The 25,855-nt window shown below is 27.4% G+C and carries 27 protein-coding genes; 7 read left to right on the forward strand and 20 right to left on the reverse strand.

Annotated elements, in window-relative coordinates:
* Nucleotides 1-8 precede the first annotated feature (8 nt).
* The 20 genes from ACMFBB_RS16420 to ACMFBB_RS16515 all read right to left on the reverse strand — a co-directional run bounded on the left by ACMFBB_RS16420 (nt 9) and on the right by ACMFBB_RS16515 (nt 19,956).
* Nucleotides 9-1,337: a S41 family peptidase gene (locus ACMFBB_RS16420; RefSeq protein WP_435261820.1), complete on the reverse strand. Its 1,329-nt coding sequence runs from the start codon at nt 1,335-1,337 to the stop codon at nt 9-11.
* A gap of 435 nt (nt 1,338-1,772) precedes the next feature.
* Nucleotides 1,773-2,453: an ABC transporter ATP-binding protein gene (locus ACMFBB_RS16425; RefSeq protein ID WP_435261821.1), complete on the reverse strand. Its 681-nt coding sequence runs from the start codon at nt 2,451-2,453 to the stop codon at nt 1,773-1,775.
* Nucleotides 2,446-3,366: an ABC transporter permease gene (locus ACMFBB_RS16430; RefSeq protein ID WP_435261822.1), complete on the reverse strand. Its 921-nt coding sequence runs from the start codon at nt 3,364-3,366 to the stop codon at nt 2,446-2,448. Before ACMFBB_RS16430 ends, ACMFBB_RS16425 begins: the two co-directional genes overlap by 8 nt.
* Nucleotides 3,367-3,635: 269 nt before the next feature.
* Nucleotides 3,636-4,391, reverse strand: coding sequence for a hypothetical protein (locus ACMFBB_RS16435; protein ID WP_435261823.1), 756 nt, complete (start codon nt 4,389-4,391; stop codon nt 3,636-3,638).
* 599 nt (nt 4,392-4,990) lie between these two features.
* A complete protein-coding gene (locus tag ACMFBB_RS16440; RefSeq protein WP_435261824.1) occupies nt 4,991-6,427 on the reverse strand; it encodes an SLC13 family permease in 1,437 nt (478 codons plus the stop codon).
* Nucleotides 6,428-7,216: 789 nt separating this feature from the next.
* On the reverse strand, nt 7,217-8,230 hold the full coding sequence (locus ACMFBB_RS16445) for a hypothetical protein (RefSeq protein WP_435261825.1): 1,014 nt from the start codon (nt 8,228-8,230) through the stop codon (nt 7,217-7,219).
* A gap of 111 nt (nt 8,231-8,341) precedes the next feature.
* The gene (locus tag ACMFBB_RS16450; RefSeq protein ID WP_435261826.1) at nt 8,342-9,223 is read right to left on the reverse strand and encodes a TolB family protein; all 882 of its coding nucleotides are present in this window, start codon (nt 9,221-9,223) and stop codon (nt 8,342-8,344) included.
* Nucleotides 9,224-9,375: 152 nt separating this feature from the next.
* Entirely contained in the window at nt 9,376-9,804 is a 429-nt protein-coding gene (locus ACMFBB_RS16455; protein ID WP_435261827.1) for a M23 family metallopeptidase, read from the reverse strand.
* Nucleotides 9,805-10,171: 367 nt separating this feature from the next.
* The gene (locus ACMFBB_RS16460) at nt 10,172-11,011 is read right to left on the reverse strand and encodes an alpha/beta hydrolase (RefSeq protein WP_435261828.1); all 840 of its coding nucleotides are present in this window, start codon (nt 11,009-11,011) and stop codon (nt 10,172-10,174) included.
* 127 nt (nt 11,012-11,138) lie between these two features.
* Nucleotides 11,139-11,648, reverse strand: coding sequence for a hypothetical protein (locus tag ACMFBB_RS16465; RefSeq protein WP_435261829.1), 510 nt, complete (start codon nt 11,646-11,648; stop codon nt 11,139-11,141).
* Between the two features lie 198 nt (nt 11,649-11,846).
* The gene (locus tag ACMFBB_RS16470) at nt 11,847-12,677 is read right to left on the reverse strand and encodes an alpha/beta hydrolase (protein ID WP_435261830.1); all 831 of its coding nucleotides are present in this window, start codon (nt 12,675-12,677) and stop codon (nt 11,847-11,849) included.
* 57 nt (nt 12,678-12,734) lie between these two features.
* Nucleotides 12,735-13,265 carry a hypothetical protein gene (locus tag ACMFBB_RS16475; RefSeq protein WP_435261831.1) on the reverse strand — a complete coding sequence of 177 codons (531 nt, stop codon included), beginning with the start codon at nt 13,263-13,265 and terminating at the stop codon, nt 12,735-12,737.
* Between the two features lie 151 nt (nt 13,266-13,416).
* On the reverse strand, nt 13,417-14,061 hold the full coding sequence (locus ACMFBB_RS16480; RefSeq protein ID WP_435261832.1) for a hypothetical protein: 645 nt from the start codon (nt 14,059-14,061) through the stop codon (nt 13,417-13,419).
* 133 nt (nt 14,062-14,194) lie between these two features.
* On the reverse strand, nt 14,195-14,584 hold the full coding sequence (locus tag ACMFBB_RS16485; protein WP_435261833.1) for a c-type cytochrome: 390 nt from the start codon (nt 14,582-14,584) through the stop codon (nt 14,195-14,197).
* Between the two features lie 150 nt (nt 14,585-14,734).
* Nucleotides 14,735-15,235 (reverse strand): hypothetical protein, encoded by a 501-nt coding sequence (locus ACMFBB_RS16490; RefSeq protein ID WP_435261834.1) that lies wholly within the window; start codon nt 15,233-15,235, stop codon nt 14,735-14,737.
* A gap of 186 nt (nt 15,236-15,421) precedes the next feature.
* The gene (locus ACMFBB_RS16495) at nt 15,422-16,306 is read right to left on the reverse strand and encodes an extracellular catalytic domain type 1 short-chain-length polyhydroxyalkanoate depolymerase (RefSeq protein ID WP_435261835.1); all 885 of its coding nucleotides are present in this window, start codon (nt 16,304-16,306) and stop codon (nt 15,422-15,424) included.
* A 65-nt stretch (nt 16,307-16,371) separates the two neighbouring features.
* On the reverse strand, nt 16,372-17,073 hold the full coding sequence (locus ACMFBB_RS16500) for a DUF6090 family protein (protein WP_435261836.1): 702 nt from the start codon (nt 17,071-17,073) through the stop codon (nt 16,372-16,374).
* A 489-nt stretch (nt 17,074-17,562) separates the two neighbouring features.
* Entirely contained in the window at nt 17,563-18,057 is a 495-nt protein-coding gene (locus ACMFBB_RS16505) for a hypothetical protein (protein WP_435261837.1), read from the reverse strand.
* A 274-nt stretch (nt 18,058-18,331) separates the two neighbouring features.
* Nucleotides 18,332-18,997: a DUF3592 domain-containing protein gene (locus ACMFBB_RS16510; protein ID WP_435261838.1), complete on the reverse strand. Its 666-nt coding sequence runs from the start codon at nt 18,995-18,997 to the stop codon at nt 18,332-18,334.
* 56 nt (nt 18,998-19,053) lie between these two features.
* Nucleotides 19,054-19,956, reverse strand: coding sequence for an alpha/beta hydrolase fold domain-containing protein (locus ACMFBB_RS16515; protein ID WP_435261839.1), 903 nt, complete (start codon nt 19,954-19,956; stop codon nt 19,054-19,056).
* Between the two features lie 350 nt (nt 19,957-20,306).
* Between ACMFBB_RS16515 and ACMFBB_RS16520 the strand changes: the two genes are divergently transcribed.
* The 7 genes from ACMFBB_RS16520 (at nt 20,307) to ACMFBB_RS16550 (ending at nt 25,768) form a co-directional block, all read left to right on the forward strand.
* Nucleotides 20,307-21,278 carry an IS110 family transposase gene (locus ACMFBB_RS16520; RefSeq protein WP_435261840.1) on the forward strand — a complete coding sequence of 324 codons (972 nt, stop codon included), beginning with the start codon at nt 20,307-20,309 and terminating at the stop codon, nt 21,276-21,278.
* 80 nt (nt 21,279-21,358) lie between these two features.
* Nucleotides 21,359-21,544 carry a hypothetical protein gene (locus tag ACMFBB_RS16525; protein ID WP_435261841.1) on the forward strand — a complete coding sequence of 62 codons (186 nt, stop codon included), beginning with the start codon at nt 21,359-21,361 and terminating at the stop codon, nt 21,542-21,544.
* A gap of 308 nt (nt 21,545-21,852) precedes the next feature.
* Entirely contained in the window at nt 21,853-22,491 is a 639-nt protein-coding gene (locus ACMFBB_RS16530; protein WP_435261842.1) for a CPBP family intramembrane glutamic endopeptidase, read from the forward strand.
* A 174-nt stretch (nt 22,492-22,665) separates the two neighbouring features.
* Nucleotides 22,666-23,331, forward strand: a complete 666-nt coding sequence (locus tag ACMFBB_RS16535) for a hypothetical protein (protein WP_435261843.1) — start codon at nt 22,666-22,668, stop codon at nt 23,329-23,331.
* A gap of 122 nt (nt 23,332-23,453) precedes the next feature.
* Nucleotides 23,454-24,404 (forward strand): hypothetical protein, encoded by a 951-nt coding sequence (locus ACMFBB_RS16540; protein ID WP_435261844.1) that lies wholly within the window; start codon nt 23,454-23,456, stop codon nt 24,402-24,404.
* Between the two features lie 198 nt (nt 24,405-24,602).
* The gene (locus ACMFBB_RS16545) at nt 24,603-25,109 is read left to right on the forward strand and encodes an SMI1/KNR4 family protein (protein WP_435261845.1); all 507 of its coding nucleotides are present in this window, start codon (nt 24,603-24,605) and stop codon (nt 25,107-25,109) included.
* Between the two features lie 149 nt (nt 25,110-25,258).
* On the forward strand, nt 25,259-25,768 hold the full coding sequence (locus ACMFBB_RS16550; protein WP_435261846.1) for a hypothetical protein: 510 nt from the start codon (nt 25,259-25,261) through the stop codon (nt 25,766-25,768).
* The last annotated feature ends 87 nt before the right edge of the window (nt 25,769-25,855 follow it).

The following is a 25,855-nucleotide window of genomic DNA, read 5'->3' on the forward strand; positions in this document are numbered from 1 at the left end:
TTCAATTATTAATTTTTAAAAATGTAGTTTAACAAAGGGTCTTGTCCATTTATTATATTATGGAGCTCTAGTTTAATACTTTTGTCTGGAATAATACCTTTGTTTAGAACTAATTTGGGAACATTAACAGATTCTCTTTCTGTTCCTATTTGCAAACCAAGTTTAGTGTTTTTTAGAGGTCTTACTACTCTACCTGGATGTGTACTATAGGTGCCTCCAGTTTCTTCTCCTATAATAATGGCTAGCTTATTATGTTTTATAACTGCTAATAGTTGTGTTGTTGCTGATGCACAACGACCATCTGTCAATATATATGTCTTAACATTACTAATATTGTTGGTTGTTTTAGGGTGTACAATTATTGATCTATTTCTCCTTTTGTTAAAATTATTGTCTTCATAAAAATTAATATTCTTGTCAATAATATAAGATAAAATGTGTCTAGTGCATTCAGGATTTCCTCCTCTATTTCCTCTCAAATCAAATACAACTTTACTACTATTTTCATCTTTTATTTTTTTCATATAAGTATCTATCGTTTCCTTAAAAAAATTAATATTTTGCCTAGCTCTTGGAAAAAAATTGAAGTTTTTAATCTTTATAACAGCAGTTTTATTTTCTTTATTTATTGCGATCCCTATTTTTGGTTTATTATTTATTTTTACTTTGTAGTTAGGGGCTGGTTGACTAATAAGAAATGAAGTAGTAATAATTTTTTCAGAATTATAAGGTTTAAATTTTATTTTATATTTTGAATCAAAACCAAAATAGCTATGATAGTAATATAAAAAATTTACATTCAAATCGCCCCTATAAAAGCTTTGATTAAAAGCATCTGCAGAAATTGTTGATTTCAATATTTTCAATATTTCACTCGATGACAGTGCGTTGATTTCTAGTATCTCAGATCCTGGATTCATTTCAATATCTTGTACACAATTATTTACAGCATATATTTTTTCATCTTCAAACCATAGAATTAAAGGTAACCAGTATTTATAAGGAGTTCTAAAAAATCGAGAATCTACTATACGTGTGTGCAGGCAACCTAAACTCGTAACTATGGGAGATGTTATTTGATAAAATTCTCTAATGGTCATAGAATCTTTTAGCTTATTTCGTTGCTTATTCACGAGTTTATCATAAGTTGTCTTATCAGTAAATTCAAATTGTGAAGGATGTTCTTTAAGCGTTTTTAACAATTGATTAAAGTCTTCTATTAATTTTTCTTTTTCAATTTTAAGATTATTCTTTGTTAAGATTGAATCTTTTATGGTTTGTGTTTTTACACATAAACTATAAGACCAAAAAACGATAACTAAAAGAAAATTTTTCATAGAATAAAATTTTAAAATCAATAACAAATATAACTAAAAACTTAGTTTTAACTAAGTTTTTAGTTTGTTTTATTGTTGTTAGTTTTAAGTTTGAAAGTTATTTTAGTGTGTTGTTCACCTTTAAAGATTTCTAAAACAGAAGGGCTATACAAGACAGAAAATGTATAAAGAGAAATAATTTTAAAATTTTCAGTAGTGTACAAGACCCCAAAACAAAATTCTATAAGCGTTTAATTTCAGTTTTAGATTATCTATATCCAGATGAAAAAGAAAATATTATTGCGGTCATAAAATAACTAATACATTTTAGTATATGCATAAATGTATTGTGTTTTTTAAGTTATAATATTGATGAAGAAAAACTCTAAGAAATTGTTTTTGATTGTTTTTAAATTATAGGCGTATACAAGGAGTACTCGTGTTGCAAACCGTTATTTATTTCAATTTCAGTTTGTCAATTTGATTACTAACTGTAAACTCTTTCATTTCTTTTTCTAGATTATTAAAATCAGCTTTCTCTACTTTCTTTATAATCTTTCCAGTTTTCATTAAATGAATTTCATCACAAGTTTCCGCTAAAGTTGAAAATATATGAGACGATATAATTATTGTCTTCTTTAATATTTTTAATCTTTTTATTATTTCTGTTATAATTAAATTACTTTGAATATCAACGCCATTAAATGGCTCATCAAGAATAAACACATCATTTTCTTGTAAAAGTATGGCGGTTAAAGCTAATTTCTTTTTCATCCCGGTTGAGTAGGTTGAAGCATATTGTTTTAATGGTAAATCAAATATGTTTCTGTCTTCAATATTGGTTAATTTCGTTTGTCTTGCATTGGCAAGTAATTGAATATATTCTTTCCCAGTTATCTTAGAGAAAAAGAAAGGTTCTGTTAATAAAAGTCCTAAATGGTCTTTTAGGTTAGTATATTCAGAAGAGATAGTGCCTTTATAGTTTTCAAGCCCTGAAATACATCTAAAGAGTGTTGTTTTTCCTGCTCCATTTTCACCGACGATTCCATATATTTTACCTTTTTTAAATTCTATATCAATTGAATTTAATACTTGGTTTTTGCCATAAAACTTAGATAGATTTTTAATTTTAATCATTCAATATAGTGTTTAGTTTTTTAGTTGATTGGGAATAAAAAAGTGGAATGAATATTAAAATTATTGGTGGAAATAACATACTACTTACAATTAAAATTCCTTGAGACATATTCATCTCATTAGGGAAAGAAGAATATTTAGCAAAAATTATAGCAATTAGATAAAGATAACATAAAAGAAGAAATACAATCAAAATGTCTAATTCTTTAAAGAAAGAAATACTTAAAGCTATTATAATTGGTAAGTTAAGAAGTGTAAAAAAGGTTAAGCAGGTTTTCACTTTTTCTACTAAGAATTCTTTAGGAGATAAATTGTAATTCCATACAAAATATTCGTTTTCAATTTTTGAATAATATGAAAAACAAGTAAACCCAATTACTAGCATAGAAAAAATACCAAGGTTAAAATTTCCTATTGATATTGAAATATAAGTTAAAAAATATGCTATTGGAAATACATAAAATGTATTTCTAAAGCCAACTGAAAATTCAAAAGGTTTTTTGCCAAATGGTGTTGGCACAGTTACGTTAAGATTTGAACTAAAGTTGATCATAACAATTAACAGTGCGCACAAGTTTAAAATAAGAGAAAAAATAAATTGTTTTTGATACATTAAAAACACAGTAAAAGGAAAACAATAAATAATGTTTTCCAATATTCTCAATGTCTTGTATTCTCCTTTGTTGAAAATAGATTTTAAAAAATCATTTCTTTTAGTTTCACTTAATTTTGAAACGAAACTTAATGCAAAAAAAACATAAACGTAATTCGCATATTCTGCTCTCTCAAATAGGGATTTGGACAGGAAAATAAAAATAAAAGGAATAAGTGTATATCCAATTAAAAGAGGAATTCCGAAATCAATCATTTTTCGGTTAATTATTTTAAATTGGAGTAGGAGGTATCCTTTCATTTGAAGTCGTTTATTCTAATGGTTAGCAATCAAGTATAACAAATGTTAAGGAGGTTATAAGCACAATCGGTTGAATTTATTACTTAGCCAAATATAAATATTTTGCTTTTATCTTTGACTTTCATAAAAGCCAAAATTTTTTTTAGTGAACTTTATTAAATAACACAGAACTTTGGGGTAGTATAAACCGACTTATGTTTTTATAGTTTTTTCTTGGTAGTTTATTTAGATTTTAAGAGATTGTTATAATTACTCTAATAAGATAGCTGTTACTCTTTGAGTGTAGATATTTTTGTAACTTCATTTATGTAAACTAATTGACAGTTATTATTCTGTAAACTTGGGTTTATGTTACCTTTTTCTCTATGGCTAAAGCTTGCCTTAATTCCAACTGTAACTTCTAATGAGTCTTTTAATGCGGATTTATTTATAATATAACTTCCATTTTTATTGGTTATTTTGTAACCATAGTCATGATTTTTTAAGTGAGTATTTCGATAAGGAGAATGTTGATATTTTCTTTTATAGATATTTTTTTGAATTACTAAATTAGTTGGTACATCGATGTTTTTCCATTTTAGCTCTAGATTTGTAGAAGAAGAAAAATGTTTGGGAATCATATAATGTAAATCCTGATAATCGTTTCTTGGTTTTATATAGGCCAATGTGTGTCTAGAACTATCTGCTAAAATTACCTCAAACAAATAGTCTTTATTTTTTATAGCTTTATTTTGTGTGTACTCTGAATAAGAGATATAATAATTACTTTTTCTAGTTACTAATTGAAAGGGTTTGTTGTTTAATAAAAAAGTGTTTTTACTATTTATTTTACCTTTATCTAAAGCTCGTAAGTTTGTTTTAATTAAGTTACTGGAATCATTATGTTCAGTAATATAAAGATTAAAGTAAATATTAGCTAGACGTTCGTCATTTTCTATGTTAGCTATATAATGATTCTTTTCTTTTTTAGAGCAACTTAATATGAAGCATAAAAATAAAAGTAAAAAGATTCTAATGCCATTCATTTTTAGTCAGGTATAGGTTGTTACTAAAGATATTTTTATGTGCTTTTTATTTTGAGGTATAGCTGAAAAACACACATTGATGTTTAAGATGAATTCATGTTTTTTGAAAACAGAATCTTAAAGTAATTTTTTAATAAAGAAAAGAAGAATTACCGATAACGATTTGTTTAGGGGTAGCTTTGATTTCTTTTTCAAATGTAGTTATAATTTATTGATTTTGGTATTAGCCATTATTTTTAAAAGTGAAACAGAATTAATAGTTAATATAAGAGGTCGTTGAACGTTTGTTTTTCTTTACCTGTTTATACAGTAATTACCATTGATAGTTTTTCTAAAATGTAGGAACTAGAAAAAAGAATTTGAATTACATAAGTACGTCCCTAAAGATTGTGATATAAACCATTCATTATAATTCTCAACAAACCCCTGAAGGCAAAATTAGAGATGGTATAAAATCTCAATATGATGCAGACATTATGTTGCTTTCAGAAAAGTTTGTTGATAATAATCAAGGAACCTAGAAAATTAGAAGACAGATTCAATGCTAATTTTCATTGGTACCCCATTTTAAAATAATATTTCTTTATATTATGTTGTTATTAAAAAAGTAACGGTATTACAAACAGAAACAATAGCATTAACAACAGTATAGCGATGCAATTTAAAATTACACCTGCTTTCATCATATCCTTTACTTTTATATACCCACTTGCAAATACAATAGCATTTGGTGGTGTAGCCATTGGTAGCATAAAAGCACAACTACTTGCCATGGTTACAGGAATAAGAAGATGAATTAGTGGAATGTTTAAACCTATTGCAATCCCTGCAATAACTGGAGCTAATACTGCTACTAAAGCAACATTACTCATTAATTCAGTCATAAACAACATTAAAGTAATTAAAACAAGAGCGGTAAGTGCTACTCCTATATTGTAAGAGGCGATTGTCATTGAAATTAAATCGACAATACCACTACTTGACATTCCTTTTGCCAAAGCCAAACCTCCTCCAAAAAGTATTAGTATTCCCCAGGATAATTTTTCTGTATCTTTCCAATCAACAATAAATTCACCAGTTTTTATATTATGAGGTATTACAAATATTGTAAGAGCAGCCATAATACTAATTATGGTGTCTGTTAATCCTAAGGAAGGTAATAAGTTATTAATTAAACCTCTGAAAACCCATAAAAACACTGTAATGGAGAAAATTAATAAAACATGCTTTTCTTTTCTATTTAGTGTGCCCAGTTTATCTATCTCATTAAGAATGACGTTTTGTGAAGTTTTAAAAGTAAGCCCTTTACTAGGGTACATGATTTTTACTAATGTAATGTATACAATAAAAATCATAATAATAGAAAAAGGTAAACCAAAGGTCATCCATTTAATAAAAGATATTTCGGTGTTAAACTCATTTTCTAACAATCCAATCAGAACAGAGTTTGGAGGCGTTCCTATTACGGTTGCTATCCCACCTGCATTTGCTGAAAAGGCAATTCCTAACATTACAGATAATGCAAAGTTCTGATCTCTCTTTGTAAAACCATCATTGTCATTAATTAACAAATGAATTACTGACAATGCTATGGGAAGCATTACTACCGTACTGGCCGTATTACTTATCCACATACTCAATAATCCAGTAGCAATCATAAATCCCAGTACTACTTTATTTGGAGAAGTCCCTGTCAATTTAATAATGTTTAGCGCAATTCTTTTATGAAGATTCACTTTCTCTAGTGCTAAAGCCAATACAAAACCACCAAAAAATAAAAATACTATAGGACTTCCATAATTCGCTCCTACGTCATTAATATTCATTATTTTTAATAAGGGAAATAATATTAAAGGTAACAATGCTGTTACTGAGATGGAGACTGCTTCAGTCACCCACCATGTAATCATCCAAGTTGCTACAGAAATTACAGCATCCGCTTTTTCTGAAATAAACACGAAATTTAAATTATTAATAATAACAAAAAGTAACGGCCCTGCAATAAGTCCAAACCTTTTTACTCTAGAGTAACTCATAATTTATAAAGCTTTGTATATTTTAAACTCCTTTTTTTGCGGCAAAAATGAGAAAAGCTTTTTAAGTTTCAAACTATTTAGTTATAAGTTTTAGTATCAATTTCTTTCATTGAAAATATCGAAATTTTTAGATGTAATAATTCCGAATTATTAGTTTTTATGTTCAAAAATAGCAGCTTTATTGATAACCCTGAAATTGAAAATTGAAGCCATTTTAATAACTGGATAAAAGAAAATGATGGTATTGTAATTGATTCATTTTCCAAGCTTCAAGAGTTTGATTCTAAGTCACAAGTAGACTTTCATTTAATCAACAAGTGATGGTAAAATGATAGAAGGAGTAAAGAGTGGCTTTGATTATGGTTGTATCTTTTTTGTATCGAAGAAGATTATTATCTCCGAAATTATGTTAGAGATTGTAATTGTAGGGTGTTGATAAATAGTTTGTTAAATGGTTTTTAATACCCATTCAGGCAAAACAATATTTCTAAAGGAGCAAGAAGGTATGATTTACGAAGAATTATAAAATAAAAACGATTTTGTTGATGTTGTAGTGTAGTTTAATACATGTAAACATGCTAAGGGATGCAAAAATACTTTATGATAGAATAGTTGTTAAGTGGAAAAGTAAAAAACTTGCTTTAATAGTGGTAGGTAACAAATTATTAAAACAAGTTTTTTCAATTGTCAAAAATGGTGCCCCGTATAATATTCAATACCGAGGTAGTTTAGTAAATAATCAAGTGAATTTTAGTTAGTGTTTACTTCAGTTCTTTGTTGATAATAGTTTTATTTAATTTTTGGTACAAACTTTCTCCCATTTAAATCAACATAATAAGTTGTGTAAGAGTATTCTTTGAATCCATCTTTATAAGAAAAAGAATAATATATTTTTGCTTTTGCCCTATCGAGTGGGTTATTCTTATCAAGTTTTGTATCGCTACTATGATACAATCCACCAATTTTTTCTTTTTGAGGTTTTATTTTCCATTTTAAATTGTAACAATCAAAAACTCCTTGTTTTTCTTTGTTTTTAATACTTGAAAACCCAAATAAACAGCCTGAAGTAATAGGATTAGCCATTAATTTATTTTTAAATTTCGTTTTGTTTTTAATGCTTTTCAAACTCCACATATCGTTACTCTCTTGAACAAAAAACCACACTTTTTCTTTGTCTTTAGCATATTTATTTAAAGAAATTTCCTTGTGTTTAAAATTAAATCCTTTTAATGTGTTTCCAGATTCATCAATAATTCCATATTTTTTATTTTTATTGTTAACTATAGCATAGTGTTTTTCTTTGAATTTAAAAAGTGTAATATTCCAAGCATGCTCTTCATAGTGGTAATACATGTCCGAGTAGCTTAACAAATTACCATTTTCATCTAGTTTAAAACCTTTATACCCATCAGCAGAAGAAATGATTTTAATGTTAGAGTTGTCTTCAGATTCATCAACTTCCATTAAATAGCTTTCTTTCTCAGGTTGATCTCCATTAAAAATGAGTATTCCATTTTTTTTCACAGTAAATCCTTCATCTTTATAATACCCTTCCATTGTAGGATTGAAAAAATTTAATCTGTCATATTTAGGAGGGATTATTATTTCTTTAGTTTTACTATGTAAATACCCCCATTTACTTTTTATTTCAAAAGGTATAAGCTCAACAAATAAATTAGATTTTATAGTTGAAAAATCTTTAGTTATTTGATTTTTAATCTCTTGGAATTCTTTTTTAGAGTTTTGACTATAAGAATTAATAGTTATTAATGTAGCTACGAATAGTTTAATTATTTTTTTCATTATTTATCATTTTTTTTAATTGTATAGCTAACGTTTTATGAATGATTAGCAACAATTATTTTTTTTAAATGTAACTAAAAATTGTTGGTGTTATTTAGTGCTTTATTGGGATTAGTTTTTTTTAATCTCGGATTCTATATTCACCCAATTGATTTTCCATTTTTTACCTTGGTAATTTCCAGTTGTAAAAAAAAGAAATTTATTATCAGGGGTCACATAGGGATTTCCTTGACCTTCATTATTAATTTTATCATTCAATTTTTTAGTGCCTGTCCATTTCCCATTTTCATCTTTATAACTAATCATTAAATCTAGTTGATTTCCCATTGTAGCATATATCAAATAATCTTCCTCAGGTGAAATATAAGGAGTGCATTTTCTCAAGGTAGTTTCTAAATGAACTCTTTTTGCATCTTTAAATTTTCCATTTTCTTTTTTTGAGGAAAAAATTTCCATTTCACTATAATCCAAATTACTTGTATGAAAATATAGAGTTTCTGAATTAGTTATTGTAGGATGAGAAACTAATTTATTTCTTAAATTGGGAATATCTACAAAAATTGGTTCAGTCCATTTTCCATTAACCTTATCTGATTTCCAGATATGCCAAGTTTGAACAACACCATCAGTATTAGTGGGTCTTGTTGAACTGAAATATAGAGTTTTTCCATTCGGTGAAAAGCTCATTCCATGCTCACTATGTTCGCTGTTAAAAAATGCTTTTTTGGGCAAAGACCAATTACCTTTATCTATATCTACTACAAAAACCTCAAAATTTTCAAAATTTTTATCAGAGATTGTATAGTAATATTCTCGTAAATCAGGACTAAATATTCCTTTGTGGATAAGTTTATTTTGAGGAATTAAATCGTGCTTAAATTCTATGGGGATATTACCAGGAATTACTTCAGTTAAAGATAGCATATTAGTGTTGCTATTTTTACAACTGAATAAAGTAATCGTAAGTATTAAAATTATTTTAAGTTTATTCATTTCTAATTATTGCCAACGGCTAGTATAAATGCTTTTACAAGCTTAATGTTTTTATTTTTTACTTAGTTTTTGATGTTTGTAATTCATAGGGATTCGGATTAATTTGAATTTACCTTAATTGTGTACATTTTGTTGACCATAGTTTTTTCTATTTAAAAATATTTAATTGGATTTAAATAAAACATTTTCTTCCAACCTTGTTTGTCCGAATCAATTCTCCAAACATATGGAATTACGGTTAAAATAGAGTAGTGTAAATGTGGTTGTTTTCCGATTGCATTTCCGCTTGATCCAATGGTTCCGATGGTTGAGTTTTTATTGACAAAAGAGAACGATGATGTTTTTAATTCATTCAAATGAGCATAGTAGTGTAATCGCCATTTTGGTCCAAGTACTAGAACAATTTTTCCACCCATATTTATTTCTCCAGAGTATAATACTAAACCATAAGTTGAAGAATTGATTTTAGTTCCTTTTTTAGCAAAAATGTCAACACCTTTGTGAGTTATAGATTTTCCCCAAGGATAGAACCAAAATGATTTAGCATTGTAATCAGATTTTATGGCTCCTTTTACAGGCATTTTTAAATTTTGCGGTATCAAAAATCCGATTATTAAAATTACTATGGCACTTATTAAAATCTTCTTTCTCTTTTTCAATATTGTTTCGTTTTTAAATTGCAACTAGCGTATTAGGATATAAGAAAAATTTCGAATTTTAGTTCGGAAATTTTCATAGCTTTTTAGCGCGTTAAATTTAGTAAAATATTTGAAGTCAGTATGAATGTAGCAATTTTTTATATGCATTGTTAGCCTTTTTAGTGTTACACAAACGAAAAGAAAAACTAAAGGCATACTCGATAATTCTGAAACCAACCAGGTCAGAATGATAGCCTATTTTTTAATACAAATAAGCTAGTTACTATTTTCAACACAATTGCCTAAAAATTTATTCATCTTTGTTAAGATACTTTAAACCATCATAGAGAGCTACTAATGGCACAGAGCGATGGTTTTCATTTTCAAAATACTTTATTTCGATATTTAAAGGTGTATTCGACTTCTTTTTAATCAAAGCATATAAAGAGTCGTGTCTTTTTTTATTCCTATCGTAATTAGATTCTCCTTGATTGGCAGTAGCTATATAAAGTTTTTTATTTAACGATATTGACGAAATTGAATCAACGTTTTTTTTCATCATCTCCTCATTCCACCAAATACTTGGGTCTATGGAAATGTAAGCATTGAATATGCTACTTTTATCCATATAGGAATTTAATGTCAGAAGGCCGCCTAAAGAGTGTCCTACTAGTGTTCTTGAAGGTTTAGTTCTATAATTTTTATCAATATAAGATATGAGCTCTTTTTCAATAAAACGTAAAAATTTTTTTCCTCCTCCCATAGTGTTCGGTCGTTTGGTTTTTATTTTTGTGACTGTAAAATCTCTTTCGCGGTCAATATTTTCTATCGCTATAATGATGCTTTTTGGCATTAAATAGTTTCTATTTCTATCTGAACTCATAAAATGTACAATTCCAGATGCAGTTTTGAAATGGGTATATCCATCCAATAAAATGATAACAGGATATTTTTTAGAAATTTCGGAAGGGTCGTTATATGAATCAGGAAGGCTTATCAAACAAGTCCTTTCTTCATTTAAAATATTAGATTTAATCACAAACTTTTTCCCAATTAGAGTATTTGTTTTATTCTGACCGAATGTGCCTTGTATTGCCGAAAGAAGAATACATAAAATTACAAATGCTAAGTTTTTTATAGCTTTTTTCATATGTTTGGTAACGGATTGAATTGGGTTTAAGTACTACATGTAGGAAATAAAAACTAAATAGAAATCCACGAGAATTTTCGTAAGTAGGCTATGGCTAGCTATAAATTATCTACATTGTTAATAATAGCTATAGCATTTCTTTAACATCAACATTTTTTTTGTCTAACCTTTGTTTAAGATTTATAAGTTCAATTCCGTCAATGGCTCTTATAAAAGTAGGGATTTCCAATTCATTATTTTCAATTATACCCTTCAAATAAATAAAACCTTGTGTTCTTGGATTACTTGGATTAAAAATTTTTTTATTTTTATATATCGCTTTAATATTTGAATACTCTATTAGAACATACTTATGATTACCAAATAAACTTCTATAGGCATTAGAATATTTACCTGAATATACTACAAACTTCAAATGAGTATCATAAAGTTCGACAATTGGAACATTCTTGATACTAAGAATTAGTAATTTTCTAATTACTCGATAAACAAAGTAGAAAAGAATTAAAGAGAAGAATAAGTGTTCTTTGAAATTTTCTATTCCAAAATAAAATAATAATGACGAAATTATTATATTTATTACTATAAATATAATCCTCCCTGCATCTTTCAAATAGTATGTTTTCTCTATGTTCATTTTTTAATTGTTCTTTATATTTAGTACTTACGGTTAATATGTGATTAGTTGCGATTTTTTTCCAGCAGGCTCGGCCATCAATAATTGCGTGGTTTAGCACGAAGTTTTACAAATATACACCAAACTGAAAATCCTCGTAGATTTTCTGAAGCAGGCGATAACAAGCAATTATTTATAGCCATTGTTGTATGTGTATTTTTATTCTTTTTTTTGTTTAAACATTACTTCAAACGCATTATAAACAGCAATATGTAAAGCATCACCGTGTGTTTTATTTTCTAAAAAATTGTAAAACAAATTTGTATTCATTTTTTTTGTTTTTTTGAGCTTATTATACAGTTCTTTAGCGGTTCGTTCCATTACTTCTCCCTCTTTACCACCAGCTATATAAATCGATTTTACAGCATTGTATTTTTTAGGATTTTTATCTAATAGTTTTTCATCATTCCACCATAAACTTGGGCTTACAATTATATAATTATCAAAGAGCTCAGGTTTTTTGAATAGAATTTCTGTTGCTAATAGACCACCAAGCGATTGTCCAATAATTGTTTTCATTTCCGATGTTCTGTATTCCGAATCAATAAAGGGTTGAAGTTCTTTTTCTATAAAGGAAATGAATTTTTCTGATTTTCCAGAGGTGGGAAACTCTTTTTGGTCAAGTTTACTTTGAGAAGGATACGTAAAATCTCTTTTCCTATCTACATTTCCTATTCCGACTACGATTGATTCTGGAATCATATTTATCCAAGGAAAAGAACCAAATTGAACTATGCCAGAAATATGGACAAAATCCTCATCTTTTGACCCATCAAGTAAGTAAATTACGGGATAAGTTTTTAAGCTGTTCTTTGAATAATTTATAGGCAAATAAATATTCAAATCTCTTATTTCGTTTAATAATTCAGATTTAATTTTTATTGTTTTGCCAATTGAAAATTCAGTTTCGCTAATTTTTTCGCTTACTTCTTGACTGTAGGTAATTTGAACTGTCAGTAGTATAATTAGGCTTAATATTGTTTGTCTCATATTTTTTCAAAATTGGCTACAACAGCAATTAATTTATGAAGGTGTTAGTAACTATTATCATTCAATTGTAATTTCGTTACTTTCTATTCTTAATCTTGTTAATTTATTTTTTAATATACTTTGTTTGGCACCTATTTTATTTATAATCCATTCAGGTTGTTCTTTAGTGGAATCATAAGTCACTTTTACTTGTGTTATTTTGGAACTGTCACAAATTACATCGTATAAGTTTCCTTTCAACTCTAATTGTATTTCTGATTTTGCTTTAACTGTAATTAAATCTGCTTCAGTTTTCTTTATTATTGGAGGTTCAGTTGCTTCAGTAACGCTTAGGCTTGCACATTGATATTTAACATTAAAAAAGTCCATTTGATACCCATATTTAGTTGAAGGTTTTAATATAGTTATATCTTGCTTAGAATCATTTTTAATGGTAATATATAATTTAACCCAACGATTAGTTTTATATGAAGTTCTTTCAGGTTTTAAAATTAAAGAAATGTTTTTAGGGGTAGTTTTTTGTTTGTTTTTTTGAATTGCACAAGAAGAGAAAATTGAAAAAAGAATCAGTAGTTTTATTAATTTCATAGTATTTACTTAAGGTTTGTGTATAATTAGTATCGTGTTTCAAGCACCTAATTTAGAAAATAAAAAACGAATAGAAAATCCGTGAGTTTTTTTAGGTAAGCTAGAACTAGCAATCAATTATCTACATCTTATGTTAGCTGTTATTTAATCTTTATTGTAAATAGCAATTGTCTTTTAGTTGGATTTTTTCACCATCGTAAAAATCAATTTCCTTTTTTAAATTTTCAATGAGTTTTAATTCACTTTTAGGGCAAATTTTCAGGAACCTCTTCCTCATGATTAATCCTCCTGACTCATAATCGTATATTGAAATTTGAGCATTGTTTTTATGATTGTGAATTGAGTTGATTAAAACCCAATTTAAATATTTTTCATTTCCAATCAAAAAAGCATTTAACGGTATTTTTCCAACTCGTTTAAATACTTTTCCTTTAAAAAAAACTGCTAAAACATTCATTCCATTTTTATCTTTGGTGAATTTAGTGTTTTCTTTTTTTATTAAGAATTGTGAATTTGAAAAATCTCCAACTTCCCTGGAAACTTCTGAGATCTTAACTGATTTCCCATCTTTTAGAAAAACGAGAAGATTTATAGAGTCACTGTATTCTATGCCATTTTCTTTTATATTTTCTAAATCCACATTTAGTTCTTTCTCAATATTCTCAATTACAGAATAAGGCCCAAGAATTAGTAATTCATTCCACTCAAAATTATTCAGTTCGGTCAAATCAGTTATTTCCGAATTAGATTTAAGTTTAGTTTTTATTTTTTCAGTCAGACTATTATCAGAATTCAAATGAGTTAAATATTGACAAGAAACTAAAGTCAAAAATATGATTCCAATTCTTATTAGTTTTCTCATTTTGCTAAATTGCTTACGATTTGGCTAAGCTTCGTTTTAATGCAGTTTAAGTGTTGTAGTGTATTTTTTATTTTTTTAAGTAATAAATGATTGATTTAATTTCATTTTCATTCATCTCAAACTTATGAATATATGGAGAGTTGTTCCATATTTCCTTTAGTTCTAAGGCAGTTTTATTTCCATTTTTTAGAAGGCTATCTTGATTTGTTAAATATCTTTTCAAAAAATCAAATTCGTATCGGTCGTTCTTTATTGCATATTCAATGAATTGGTCTTTTACCCCTTTTTTACCGTGACATATTTTACAATTTTTCATATAGTAAATTTGCCCGATTTTTTCTAGTACTATTTGCTGTTGTTCAAAGGTAAGTCCATTCTTTCCTAAGTTTTGTTTTTCATTTGATGTGTTACAAGATATCAAAATAAATAAAAGAGAAATTAAAAGACAGGTTTTCATGATTTATTCAACATTAAGAAGAATGTTTCGCATATAATTAGCAGCATTTTTTTACCAAATTTAACTAAAAATTGTTGGTTTTGTTATAAGTAAGTGCTTTTAAAAGGAGACAGCTGTACAACGGTTGTCTTTGTTGTACAACGCATTTTGTTAATTTGGTTTATTTTTCCTTTTCGCTATTTGTTTCCTTAAAAATCTTACCCAAAAATTCCATTTGGACAATTTTTTATTTTCAAGGAATTCATTTTCGAGTTTATCTAGGCCATCTTCGATTAAAGCATTGTGTAAAGAACGAATTCCAAAAATCCATATTAACGTTCCTTTCCCAACAGTGTTCATATCAATCGTATGCTTTATTTCGGTTTTTTCTTTCGAGAGTTCATTAATCTCGAACTTGTGAATTCCATTAAACCCATTGGGTTTTGAGAATCTGAATTGAATTATTTCACTCGGATTATATTCTTCTACTAAATATCTTATTGGTCCGTGCCCACCTTTAGCTCCAATTTTGATTCCACCTTTAAATTTCATTGGAGGCCATTTTTCTTTTGGCCAAATTTTATCATTTTCAGTTGCCAGTGTTTTTAATATTTCCGACACTTTATTTTTTGGTTGATTTATTATACGTTGATGGATATTAAGTACTTTCATTTTATTTTAGCATATTGCCCAGATACATTGTAGAATGTTTCGCATATAATTAGTAGCATTTTTTTACCAAATGTAACTAAAAATTGTTGGTTTTGATATTAGTTAGTGCTTTTAAAAGGTTACTGAACTTTGCAATTAATGTTTAGTTGGTTTCTAGCTCAGTTTAGTATTATACACTTTTATTTTTTATCTCAATCCATTTATGTCATATCGTGATACAAAATCCCAAACTAATTCGGATGTATTTCGACCTTGAAAAGTTGAATTAAACCAAACGTGGCTACCTCCAATATATTTGTAATGTTCTACAGATACTAATTTATCTCCTTGATCATAAACAGCATGCTCAATATTGTTTTCAGTTGTTACCGTAGGGGTTAAAACTGTATTGTTAAAATTAATCCAATAGTCCAAGGTACTTTGGGCAGAGTTCCATTCACTATTCCCATTGTAGGGGAGAACGCTATCAGAAGTTCCATGAAGATGTACTACAGGCATAGGATGACTGGAAGGGCTTGTGCAATCTAACATTGTTCCGGAAACGGATGCTACTGCAGCAATTAAATCACTTTTATAATTGGCAAGTCCATATGCCATCATGCCTCCGTTTGAGTATCCTGCGGCATAAACTCTCTTCATATCTACATTATACTGAGATGAAATCTCTGTAATCATAGATTCAATAAACCCAAAATCATCAGCATTACTTTTGTTATCTCCACCTAAAGGGCAAGCGTTCCAATGAGATAAACCATCTAAACAACTACCTTGAGGATAGGCTAGAATAAAAGTATTAGCTTCTGCCAATGAGCGCATGTCTGCTTCTTCCATATAATTACTTGCACTACCTCCAAACCCATGAAAATTCAGCATTAGTGGAGTAGGGGATGTTCCATTATATGAATTGGGTATATATAAAACATACTCTCTACTGATACCATCGTGAACTATGGATTGTGCATCATTATTTGAGTAGCATTCCTTTGGATTTTTAGTATCCTCTTTTTTACAACTACTTATTATTGGTAATAAAATAGCTAAAAACAAAATTAATTTTTTAGTATTATTCATGTTCTCTGTTTTAATTGTGCACAATGAATTTGTATAAGCTTAGTTATGCATTTTAAGTAGTAAAGTTAACTTTCGTTTTCTATTTCTTTTTTTATGTTTTGTGTTAAAATTTGAATTTTCTTTTCCATATCTGCATAATAATACAATATGAAATTTCTATTAAGTTGAATTTTCCATAAATACGCCATAAGTATTTTTTTCTCCTTTTTAGAAATCTTTAAAGGAAGATTCATTTTTTTTATGTTTCCTCTATTATCAAATTCAAAATTTGGAGCAATTACTCTATTGAAATCTTTAAAGTAATTTTCTTGAAATTGCATCTCAAAATAATTCTCTTCCATTGTTTTTAATGACTGATAGTCGTATTCGTATAATGATATAATGCGAAACCTTAAAGAATCATTTTTTATTAATTCAAGACCTCTTGATTTTAGTGTTTCATATCCAGATTTATTTTGAACTGAAAAAAAATCTCTTGTTAATGCTAAGTAATATTGATTCAGTGAATCAGGAGTGAAATTTTTATTTAATAATACTTTTCTCCAATATTTACAAGAGTGGACTCCTTCTTTATGACCTCCAATATTTATTTTTATATCGTTTAAATCTTTTTGAAGACCATTTGATATTTCTGTCAATATTTTTGTTGCTGCTTTTTCATCTCTTCGATTTTCATTCCAATTATTCAAAGCAAAAGCAGAGATAACAGCTACGAAAATGGAGATAAATTCCATTGCATATTTCTTCCAATTTCTTTTTTGTTTCATATTTCTTTTTTATTTGTAATGGAAGCTAACGTTCTTGTATATGGTTAGTTGTATGTTTTGAGCAACTAATTTAGCAAATAAAACCGAATAAAAAATTCCAAAGAAATTTTATAAGTACGCTAAAATTAGCAATTACTTATACTTCTCTTAAGTTAGTATTTTATTACATTAGAAACTTAATCATAAAAAAACAAAGAGTGGAATAAGATTATGATATACCTTATTATTTCACTCTCTTGAATATTGATAATTCCAGCTCTTTTCTATGTTTAATTCTACGAAGCTTAGGGCTTCGCTTTTAAGTTGTTGCCTATACCGTTTTTGGGTATGGTTTGTTATGGTATTTTAGTTCTAAATTTGCAAATAAATCGTCAACCTAGATTTAACATTTCCTTTTCAAAATTAGTTCAGAGCGGCAATGAACTATACCCTTGTGTTGTATGTAGTTTCTTAATTTTGTGTATCATTCTTTTCCTAAAACTCTATTATTTAATCAGTGATTCTTTTGAATTTTAACCATTTTTTATTTGAGTGTAATAACTTAAAATAGGTATCGTTTATTTTTATAATTTTCAATTTAACTTTATTCTGTTTTTTATCAATAATAATTATGTTTTCTTCCAAATTATTATCTAGCTTGAAAAAAGTTATTCTATTTAAGTTTTTATCTACAATAGAATTGTGCGATACGTTAATAATTTTACTCTCATTAGCTTTACATATAGTATTAAATTCTTCAGTTACCATTGCTTGATTATTTTTATCAGTATCTAATTGTTTTAAAAGAGATTTTTCAAGGTGTTCACAATCTACTTCCATATTATCAACCAAAAGATGCACTAATTTCCAATTTCCTTGTATTGATTTTAGCAAGTCATAACTTTTTACATATCCTTGTTCCTGTTTATTTTCACTTTCTTGGCTAAAAGTATTAAGGACTATTATGTTGAAAAAAGTAAAAAGAACTATTCTTTTCAATTTCATTTTTTGTTTGATTATATATTTTAATCTGAGATAAATTTGTTTTTTCATTAAAGTCAATGGTTTTTGGTAAGGAAAGTTGCGTTTTTGGAAACGTAATTTTTCGAAGTTTAAATTTAAGTTATTTATAATTTAGAAATATTGGATTTTATTGAATTTAGCAATTTTTTATACCAGTTGTTGTTTGCTTTAAAATTATAATTCTTTTTCGGTTAGCCCTGTCAAAGAAAGGATAGATTCCAAATTTAAATTCGTCTGTAATCAATTTGCTTCCATTTTATTTATTTTTCTCATGTTCTTCAATAGCTTTATAGAATAACTCCTCCTCAATTTGTTTTATTTCTTTTTCACTCTTTTTGTCAATTATAGTTATTTTTTCCTTAAAGTTAGTATGAGATATTCCTGAAATTATTATTACAAAACCACTAATAAAAATAAGGATGAAAAAGGGAATTATTTTTTTATATTTCTTAGCTTTATAAAAAACGAATATAAAACCATTCCATAAAATTGAAAAAATAAGTAATGATGTTGTTGTTGAATTTATTCCTTTAGCCAAAGTAGAATCATTTGGTTTGTTAGGGTTTATATATGCTGTTAATATATTCGTATACTGTAATATTTTATATAACTCTTGATGGTTTTCGGTATTATTATTTCCGTAACCTATTGAAATAATATTGTTCGTATAGTTTATATTTTCATAAATATAGGTGTAGGTACATTTTGTTTCGTATGAATAAGAGCCATCATCATGTGGGGTTGAAATAAGTTTAACGTCTTTAATTTGGGCCTCAACAGGAATCCAATCATTAGTTTTGATTTGTAAATATAAATTACTTAAACTTATGTATAAAGTACCAATTCCAATCAATAGGAATGGTACTATAACCAATATAGCACAACCAATTCCTGCTATGTTTTTTGTTATTATATTTTTCAATTTTATGAAGTTGTTATTGTACCTAGGGTTTTGGTTAAGCTGCGTTTTAATACAGTTTAGATGTTATTGTGGTTAGTTTTTATTATTTGGATTATGCTATTTAAACAAGTTTTGGCTTCTTTCATTACTGGTAGAAAAGGCCATATATGCGGCATATTGTTTCCTTCAATTACTTCAATGTTTACATTATTTTTCCTCATCTTTATTTCAGCTAATTTTGCGTCAGGATACATAATATCGTTTTGGGCAAGAAATAAAAACGTTTGAGGAAACCCTTCAAAATCTCCATACAAAGGAGAAATTATTTGATCTTTCAAATCCTTATTTCCAGCACACATCTTTTTAGCACTCAGTACCCCTGTTTTTGAAAGCATTGGATCTATTTTTTCTAAAGTTTCAATTTCGGGATTAGACATACTTGCGTCCATCACAGGAGAAACAAGAATTATTTTAGCTGGTAATTCTATTTTATTCTTAATTAACCGCTGAATCAATGCAGTTGTTAAAGTGCCACCAACAGAATCTCCAATAAAGGAAATATGAGTTGCTTCATGGTTTTTTAAAGCGTAAGAATATATTGTATCAATATTTTCAGAGATTTTCGTTATCTGATTTTCTGGAGCCTTTGGATAATCACACATCCAAATTTTATAATTCGTTTTTTTTGCGATTTCTTTTACCGTGTCCCAATGATGTTGTGCTGGGCCAGAAATAAATGCTCCACCGTGGATGAAAATTAGCAAGTTGTCATAGCTTTTGTTTACCCCTATTTCTGTAATTAATGAGTCTGAAATTTTAAAAGTTCGTAATATATTTTTTTTGAAAAAACTACTACTTGGTTGTTGCACATCTTCCTTTCTGATTTTATTGAAATTTATAGGGGAACTGCTAAAGTTTCTTTTAATACCTTTTAACTTAATAACTAATAGGGTTATATAGTATGTTAAGCTTTGCTTCATGTTTTTCAAGTAACGTTTTGTGTAAAATTAGTTGCGTGTTTTAGGTACTAAAGTTAGTAAATACAAACGGAATAGAAAATCAGCGAAGATTTTCAGAAGTATCCGATAACAAGCAATTACTTATAACATCTTAATACAACTTAAGTTAGCATTTTATTAAAATAATTATTTAATCATAAAGAACCAAAGAGTGGAATAAGGTTATGTTATACACAGAGACTATGATCTCGTCAACATTGATAATCCCTACTCTTTTCTATGTTAAATTCGTTCAGTTCTATGAAGCTTTAGACTTCGATTTCAAGTTGTTGAATTCACAATAGAGTGGCTCTTTACAATCCTTTTTTCTTATGAATAAAGATATAAAATATTTAGGAATAGACATTAGTAAAGACGTCTTTGATGTATGCGACAATAACAAAGCCCATTATCAGTTTACCAATAGCAGTTCAGGCTTTAAAAAGTTTTTAAAATTATTAGCTACAAATTCCACTTGCGTTATGGAAGCCACAGGGTATTACCATAGTCGTTTAGCATATTTTTTACTTGAAGCAGGTATCGGAGTTTGTGTGGTTAATCCTTTGAAAATTAAGCGCTATATCCAAATGAATCTATCGAAAATAAAAACTGATAAGAGTGATGCAAAAATGATTCAGCAATATGCAAAAGATTGCGAACCTAAACTGTGGACTGGGCAATCAAAAAAACAACAAGAAAACTTACAAGTAACTCGTATGCTCAGTATTTACAGTAAACAGAGCACACAATTAAAAAATAAAATACATGGAGAAGAAGTATTAGGTACTCCGGCAAAAGGCGTGGTTAGATCTATTAAAAGGAGTTTGAAAAACCTAGAAAAGGAGATTGAGGTTTTAGAAAAGGCATTACTCGAAAATGTAAAAAAAGAATACCAAGAATCATTAACTTTACTAAAAAGCATTCCTGGAATAGGTAATAAAACTGCTTTAATGTTACTAGTACTTACCGATGGATTTCAGCGTTTTCAAAGTGCTAAAGAGTTATGTAGTTATGCTGGACTGACTCCAATAATAAGACAAAGTGGAACTAGTGTTAAAGGACGACCAAGAATTAGTAAAATGGGAAATCCAAAACTGAGAAATTTACTTTTTATGTGCAGTTTTAATGCTTGCAAATACAACCAAGCTTGTAAAGCACTTTATGATAGAATTGTTGCCAAAGGTAAGAGTAAAAAACTTGCTTTAATAGCAGTGTGTAACAAACTATTAAAACAAGCTTTTTCAATTGTTAAAAACGGGGTTCCCTTCAATAGAGAGTACAAAAGTACTTTGGTTATAAATTAAAGGATTTTTATTTGGTTTTTACCTCAGTTCTTTGTTGTCAACTGTATTTATCAAATATTCATAATGAGTTTAAGGCTCCTATGGATAATATTACTAGAAATAATTTAAAAGCGCAAATAGGAGATAATTGCATAGAGTGGGCTGAGGATTATTTCTCTGAAGAAGATAGTTTTAACCAATACATAAGAAAGCAAGAGTTATACGATGCTTACAAAGAAAGTGTAGGTTCTCCGATACCTAAAAAACGGAAAAGTTCTTTGACATAATTGTGGTAAGTAAAATTTGAGGATAACAACAACTTTTTGATTTTTATAAAAAGGAATAAAAGGTTGTTGTTGTCTTTAAATAATTAATTGTAAAAGTTATATTTGTGAAAAAAAGCACCTTAACAAATAAAGATAAAGAGGAACAAAAGTTCCTTTTATCCGGAAGAATAATCGGATAAACGAGAACTTTATTCTTTATATAAGGAGTTGTAACCAATATGATAAACTCAATTTTAGAACATACTATTCATTTAATAATTGTACTACCAATTATTTTCCTAACTATGAAAAACAAAAAAAAGGAAAGTTTGAAAATTTTGCTTGCTTTTTCAATTTTCTTCCTTTTAAATAGTACTCTTCTATTTCTTCCATTGAAATTTCAAGAATTAAGGATAATTGGTGGGAATTGGAATTGGAATGGTAAAATATTTGCTGTTTTAGGCTCAATAATATTTTTGTTACTTTATAGAAAATTTGAATTAAAAGACTATCATTTAACTCTCAATCAAAATAAAAAGTTCTTAAAAAAAGGAGTTGTTATAATCTCAATACTTTTCCTAATACAAACAATTATGGGGTTAATCTATAACACCCCAAAAGAATGGAATCCAGAAACAATTCTCTTTCAATTAACAATGCCTGGAATAGATGAAGAAATAGCTTTTCGTGGAATTATGCTAGGGTTATTAGTAAAAATACTCAAACCAAGTTCAAAAACTTTTTTCCACCCTGCAATTATTATCACTTCATTATTATTTGGAATGGCACACGGACTTTTTCTGAATGAATCTTATGAATTAACGTTTAATAGTTATCCTTTTTTAAACACATTAATTCACGGAATGATATGGGGGTTTGTAACAATTAAAAGTGGGAGTATATTACTTGCTCTTATTTCTCATAATATTGGAAATGTAGCAAATCAATTAATAAGTATGAATAAATAAAAATACTGGTTACAACACCGTATAAAATTAATTGCTGGTAAATGCATATTTATAAAAGTCTTCACAGATTTTCTATTCGTGATTTATTTACTAACTTTAGTACTTAAAACACGCAACTAATATTATACCAAACGTTGTACACAATTTGAGCAAAATCCGAACAGAATTTAAAAAATGAGCAAAATTGACAAAATTGGAATAGGATTAATGGTTATTGGATTTTTAATTCCATTTTTTGTTCTTTTTGGATTTATAATTGGATTTCCGATTTATATTGTTGGTGCGATTTTACTTCTATTTGGAAAACTAAAAATTAAACATAAATTACTTTGGATTTTAGTTCCTTTAATTTTGTTTTATCCTTCATATAATCTAGCATCTTCAATCTCTTTATACTATTCTGACAAACAAAAAGTAGATTTAATTTTACCATCAGATTTTAGTGGAAAAGTTATTATAATAGATAATATTGATTTTGGACAGAGCTTTGAGAAAAAACATAAACGTGAACAAATTATCTTTGATAAAAACGGAATTGCTTTTTATCCCAAAAAATTGGAATTGGACAAATCCAATTATCGAGTATATTTAAAAGATGTAAACGGAAAATTAAGGCAAATAAATTGGTTCTATAAAAGTTCGGAGAAAATCACTATAAATGAATATGGAGAAAGTATTTTTGAAATAAAAACTGATTCTACTAGAAAATATATTCTTTATAATTATTTAGCAATTGGAAATGAGTTTATTAAACATACTGAATCAAAAGAAAAATGCAAACTAATTGAATTAATTAAAAAAGGTGAATTAAAAACTGTGTACAACAAAATGTATAATTAATTGCTTACGGATTTGCTCCTTCGGACAAATCTCGCAGACAATTAATTTCATATATTTTAATTATTTTTACACTAAAATTGCGCAACCAATCATACACAAATACGTTAGCTATAATTAAAAAGATGAAGAAAAGATTAATAATAATTTCCCTACTAATATCCACAATTACATTATCTCAACAAGCTAATCCTTTTGAAATTATTTTTAGTGGAAAAACTGACAAAATCACAAAAGAAAATATTCTAGATATTTACACTTTTATTATTGATTTAGACAAATCGTTAAAAAAAGAGAAAAAAATAATCACAAACTATGACATAGATTATAGACCTCTTTTAAAAAACAAGCGATTAAATGAATTAGGTAATATTTTAAATGATATTAAGAACAATTTAAAAACTCAAATTGTTTGTGAAAATGAAAATAATTACCTAAAGTTAGAATCTAAATTTACTGCATCCAACTGTGGTTCTTTAGATCTAAGAAATTATTGTATTGAAATTGTAAATTCTAATATCAATATCGATAATTCTTCATTAATAAGTAATCTTGGAATATTTGATTATAGTAATAACAAGAAGTGGAAAGAAATACACGGTGGTTTAGAATATAAATTCAAAATTTTAGATGAGAATAAGAATGAGATTAAGTTAGATATAGTTTTAAAGGCTTTTTCTAAATCAAATTATAAAATTTTATCAAGAAAGGATATCGGAAAATTTCTTTTTACAAATAAATCTATCAAGCTAATAAATTTATCAAATAATCATATTGCTTTAGATATTATAGATATAAGTAATCCGCTAATATTTCCATATAAAGATGGTAAAATCTCAAATTTTAAAGGAATACATACATTTCCTTTATACAAATCATTATATGAATATTTAATTTCCGAAAAAGATATTACAATAGAAAAATTATCGACTAGATTTCCGCTTGAAATATTTAAAAAACTGAATACAAAAGGAACTTATAAAATAATTTTACCTGAAACTTCAATTGGAAATGAAATTATAATCTTTCAGAAAAAATATAAAAAAATGGAATTGAATGTTGAGCAAAAACTATAGCTAACAATGGCTATAATTAATACTAGTTTTAGTGCTAAATCCAAAGTTTAGTTTCTTTTATAAAGACCGCCAAATCTTTTTATTCGTCTTTAAAATTGAAAAATAAAATAAAATTTTTTGGCTAAGTACTTAATCGAAAATTCATTACTTTTAATTCCGTACTAACCATAGCCGAAACCGTTGTGTGTAATATTAGAAATGGAAAAATTAAAAGAACTTATCGAATTAATTTCAAAGGATTCAAATTGTAAAATTCTTGAACCGAATACAGAAATAATTATCGACAGAAAAATTCCAGATGATTTAGATTTATTTTTTAGACTAACTAATGGAGTTAGTTTATTTGAAAGGGAAGCTTTTGGAGTAAAAATAGTTGGAAAAGAGGAATTTATTTCCACTAATAAATATCTTTATCCAGAAGATGATGTAATTTGGGAAGAACTTGAAGAAGATATGACGAATGAATGGTTTTTAATTGCAAAAAGTCCAGAATTAGCCCAATATATTAGTATTGACTTGACAGATCAAAATTTTGGAAAATGTTACGATAGTTATTTATCAACTCACGGTGAGGAAGGAATGTCTGAAATCGTTGCAAAGAGTTTTACCGAGTTACTTTGGAACTTATACCACAGTAGAGGAAAAGGAGAAAGTTGGTATTGGAATGAAAGAAATTTTGAGAAAATTGGAGATGCTTTCGAATAAAAATACTACACACAACAAAATGTATAATTAATTGCTATGTTCACGCTATTTTAGAAGGTTTTCATTAAAACCGAAAATCAAGATTTTTATTTACATTTGGGGAAAAACCGCAACTAATCATACAAAAAACGTTAGCATAAATAAGAAAAATGGAAAACATAAATTGTCCAGCTTGTAAATCTGAACAGATTGAAAAGATTGAATTTTGTAAAAATTGTAAATTTCCTTTTAAAGGAACTGAAAAAGAAAGAGCTATTCACATAGGAAAATTCATAAACAAAAAAGGAGTTATATTTGATTCTAGTGATTCTATTGAAAGAAGTCAACAAATATTATTTGGAATTGCTGGCATTAATCTATTTTTTATAATTTTTGGATACTTTACTATCGGAAGTACTTTTTTAGATATAATTATAAACTTAATAATAACAGCTATTATTGCATTTTTCGGATATAAGATTAAGGAAAATCCAATTCGTTACACTCTTATTCCTTTAATTTTATTATTATCTATTTATACCTTCAATTTTATATTTAACCCGATTCTTTTTAGGACTGGAATTATGGCTAAATTAGCTATAATTGGAGCTCTTTGCTATAGTATCTATTTAATTAAAAGTGCAGAAAAATTCAAAACTAAATTTAACGTAAAGGAATAAAATAACTTATGCTAACAAAACCTATAATTAATACGGGTTTTGGCACTTAACCCAAAAGTAATTGCTTTTAAACCAAGTCCGCCAAAT

The sequence above is a fragment of the Tenacibaculum sp. nBUS_03 genome (genome assembly GCF_051201695.1).
GTDB lineage: Bacteria > Bacteroidota > Bacteroidia > Flavobacteriales > Flavobacteriaceae > Polaribacter.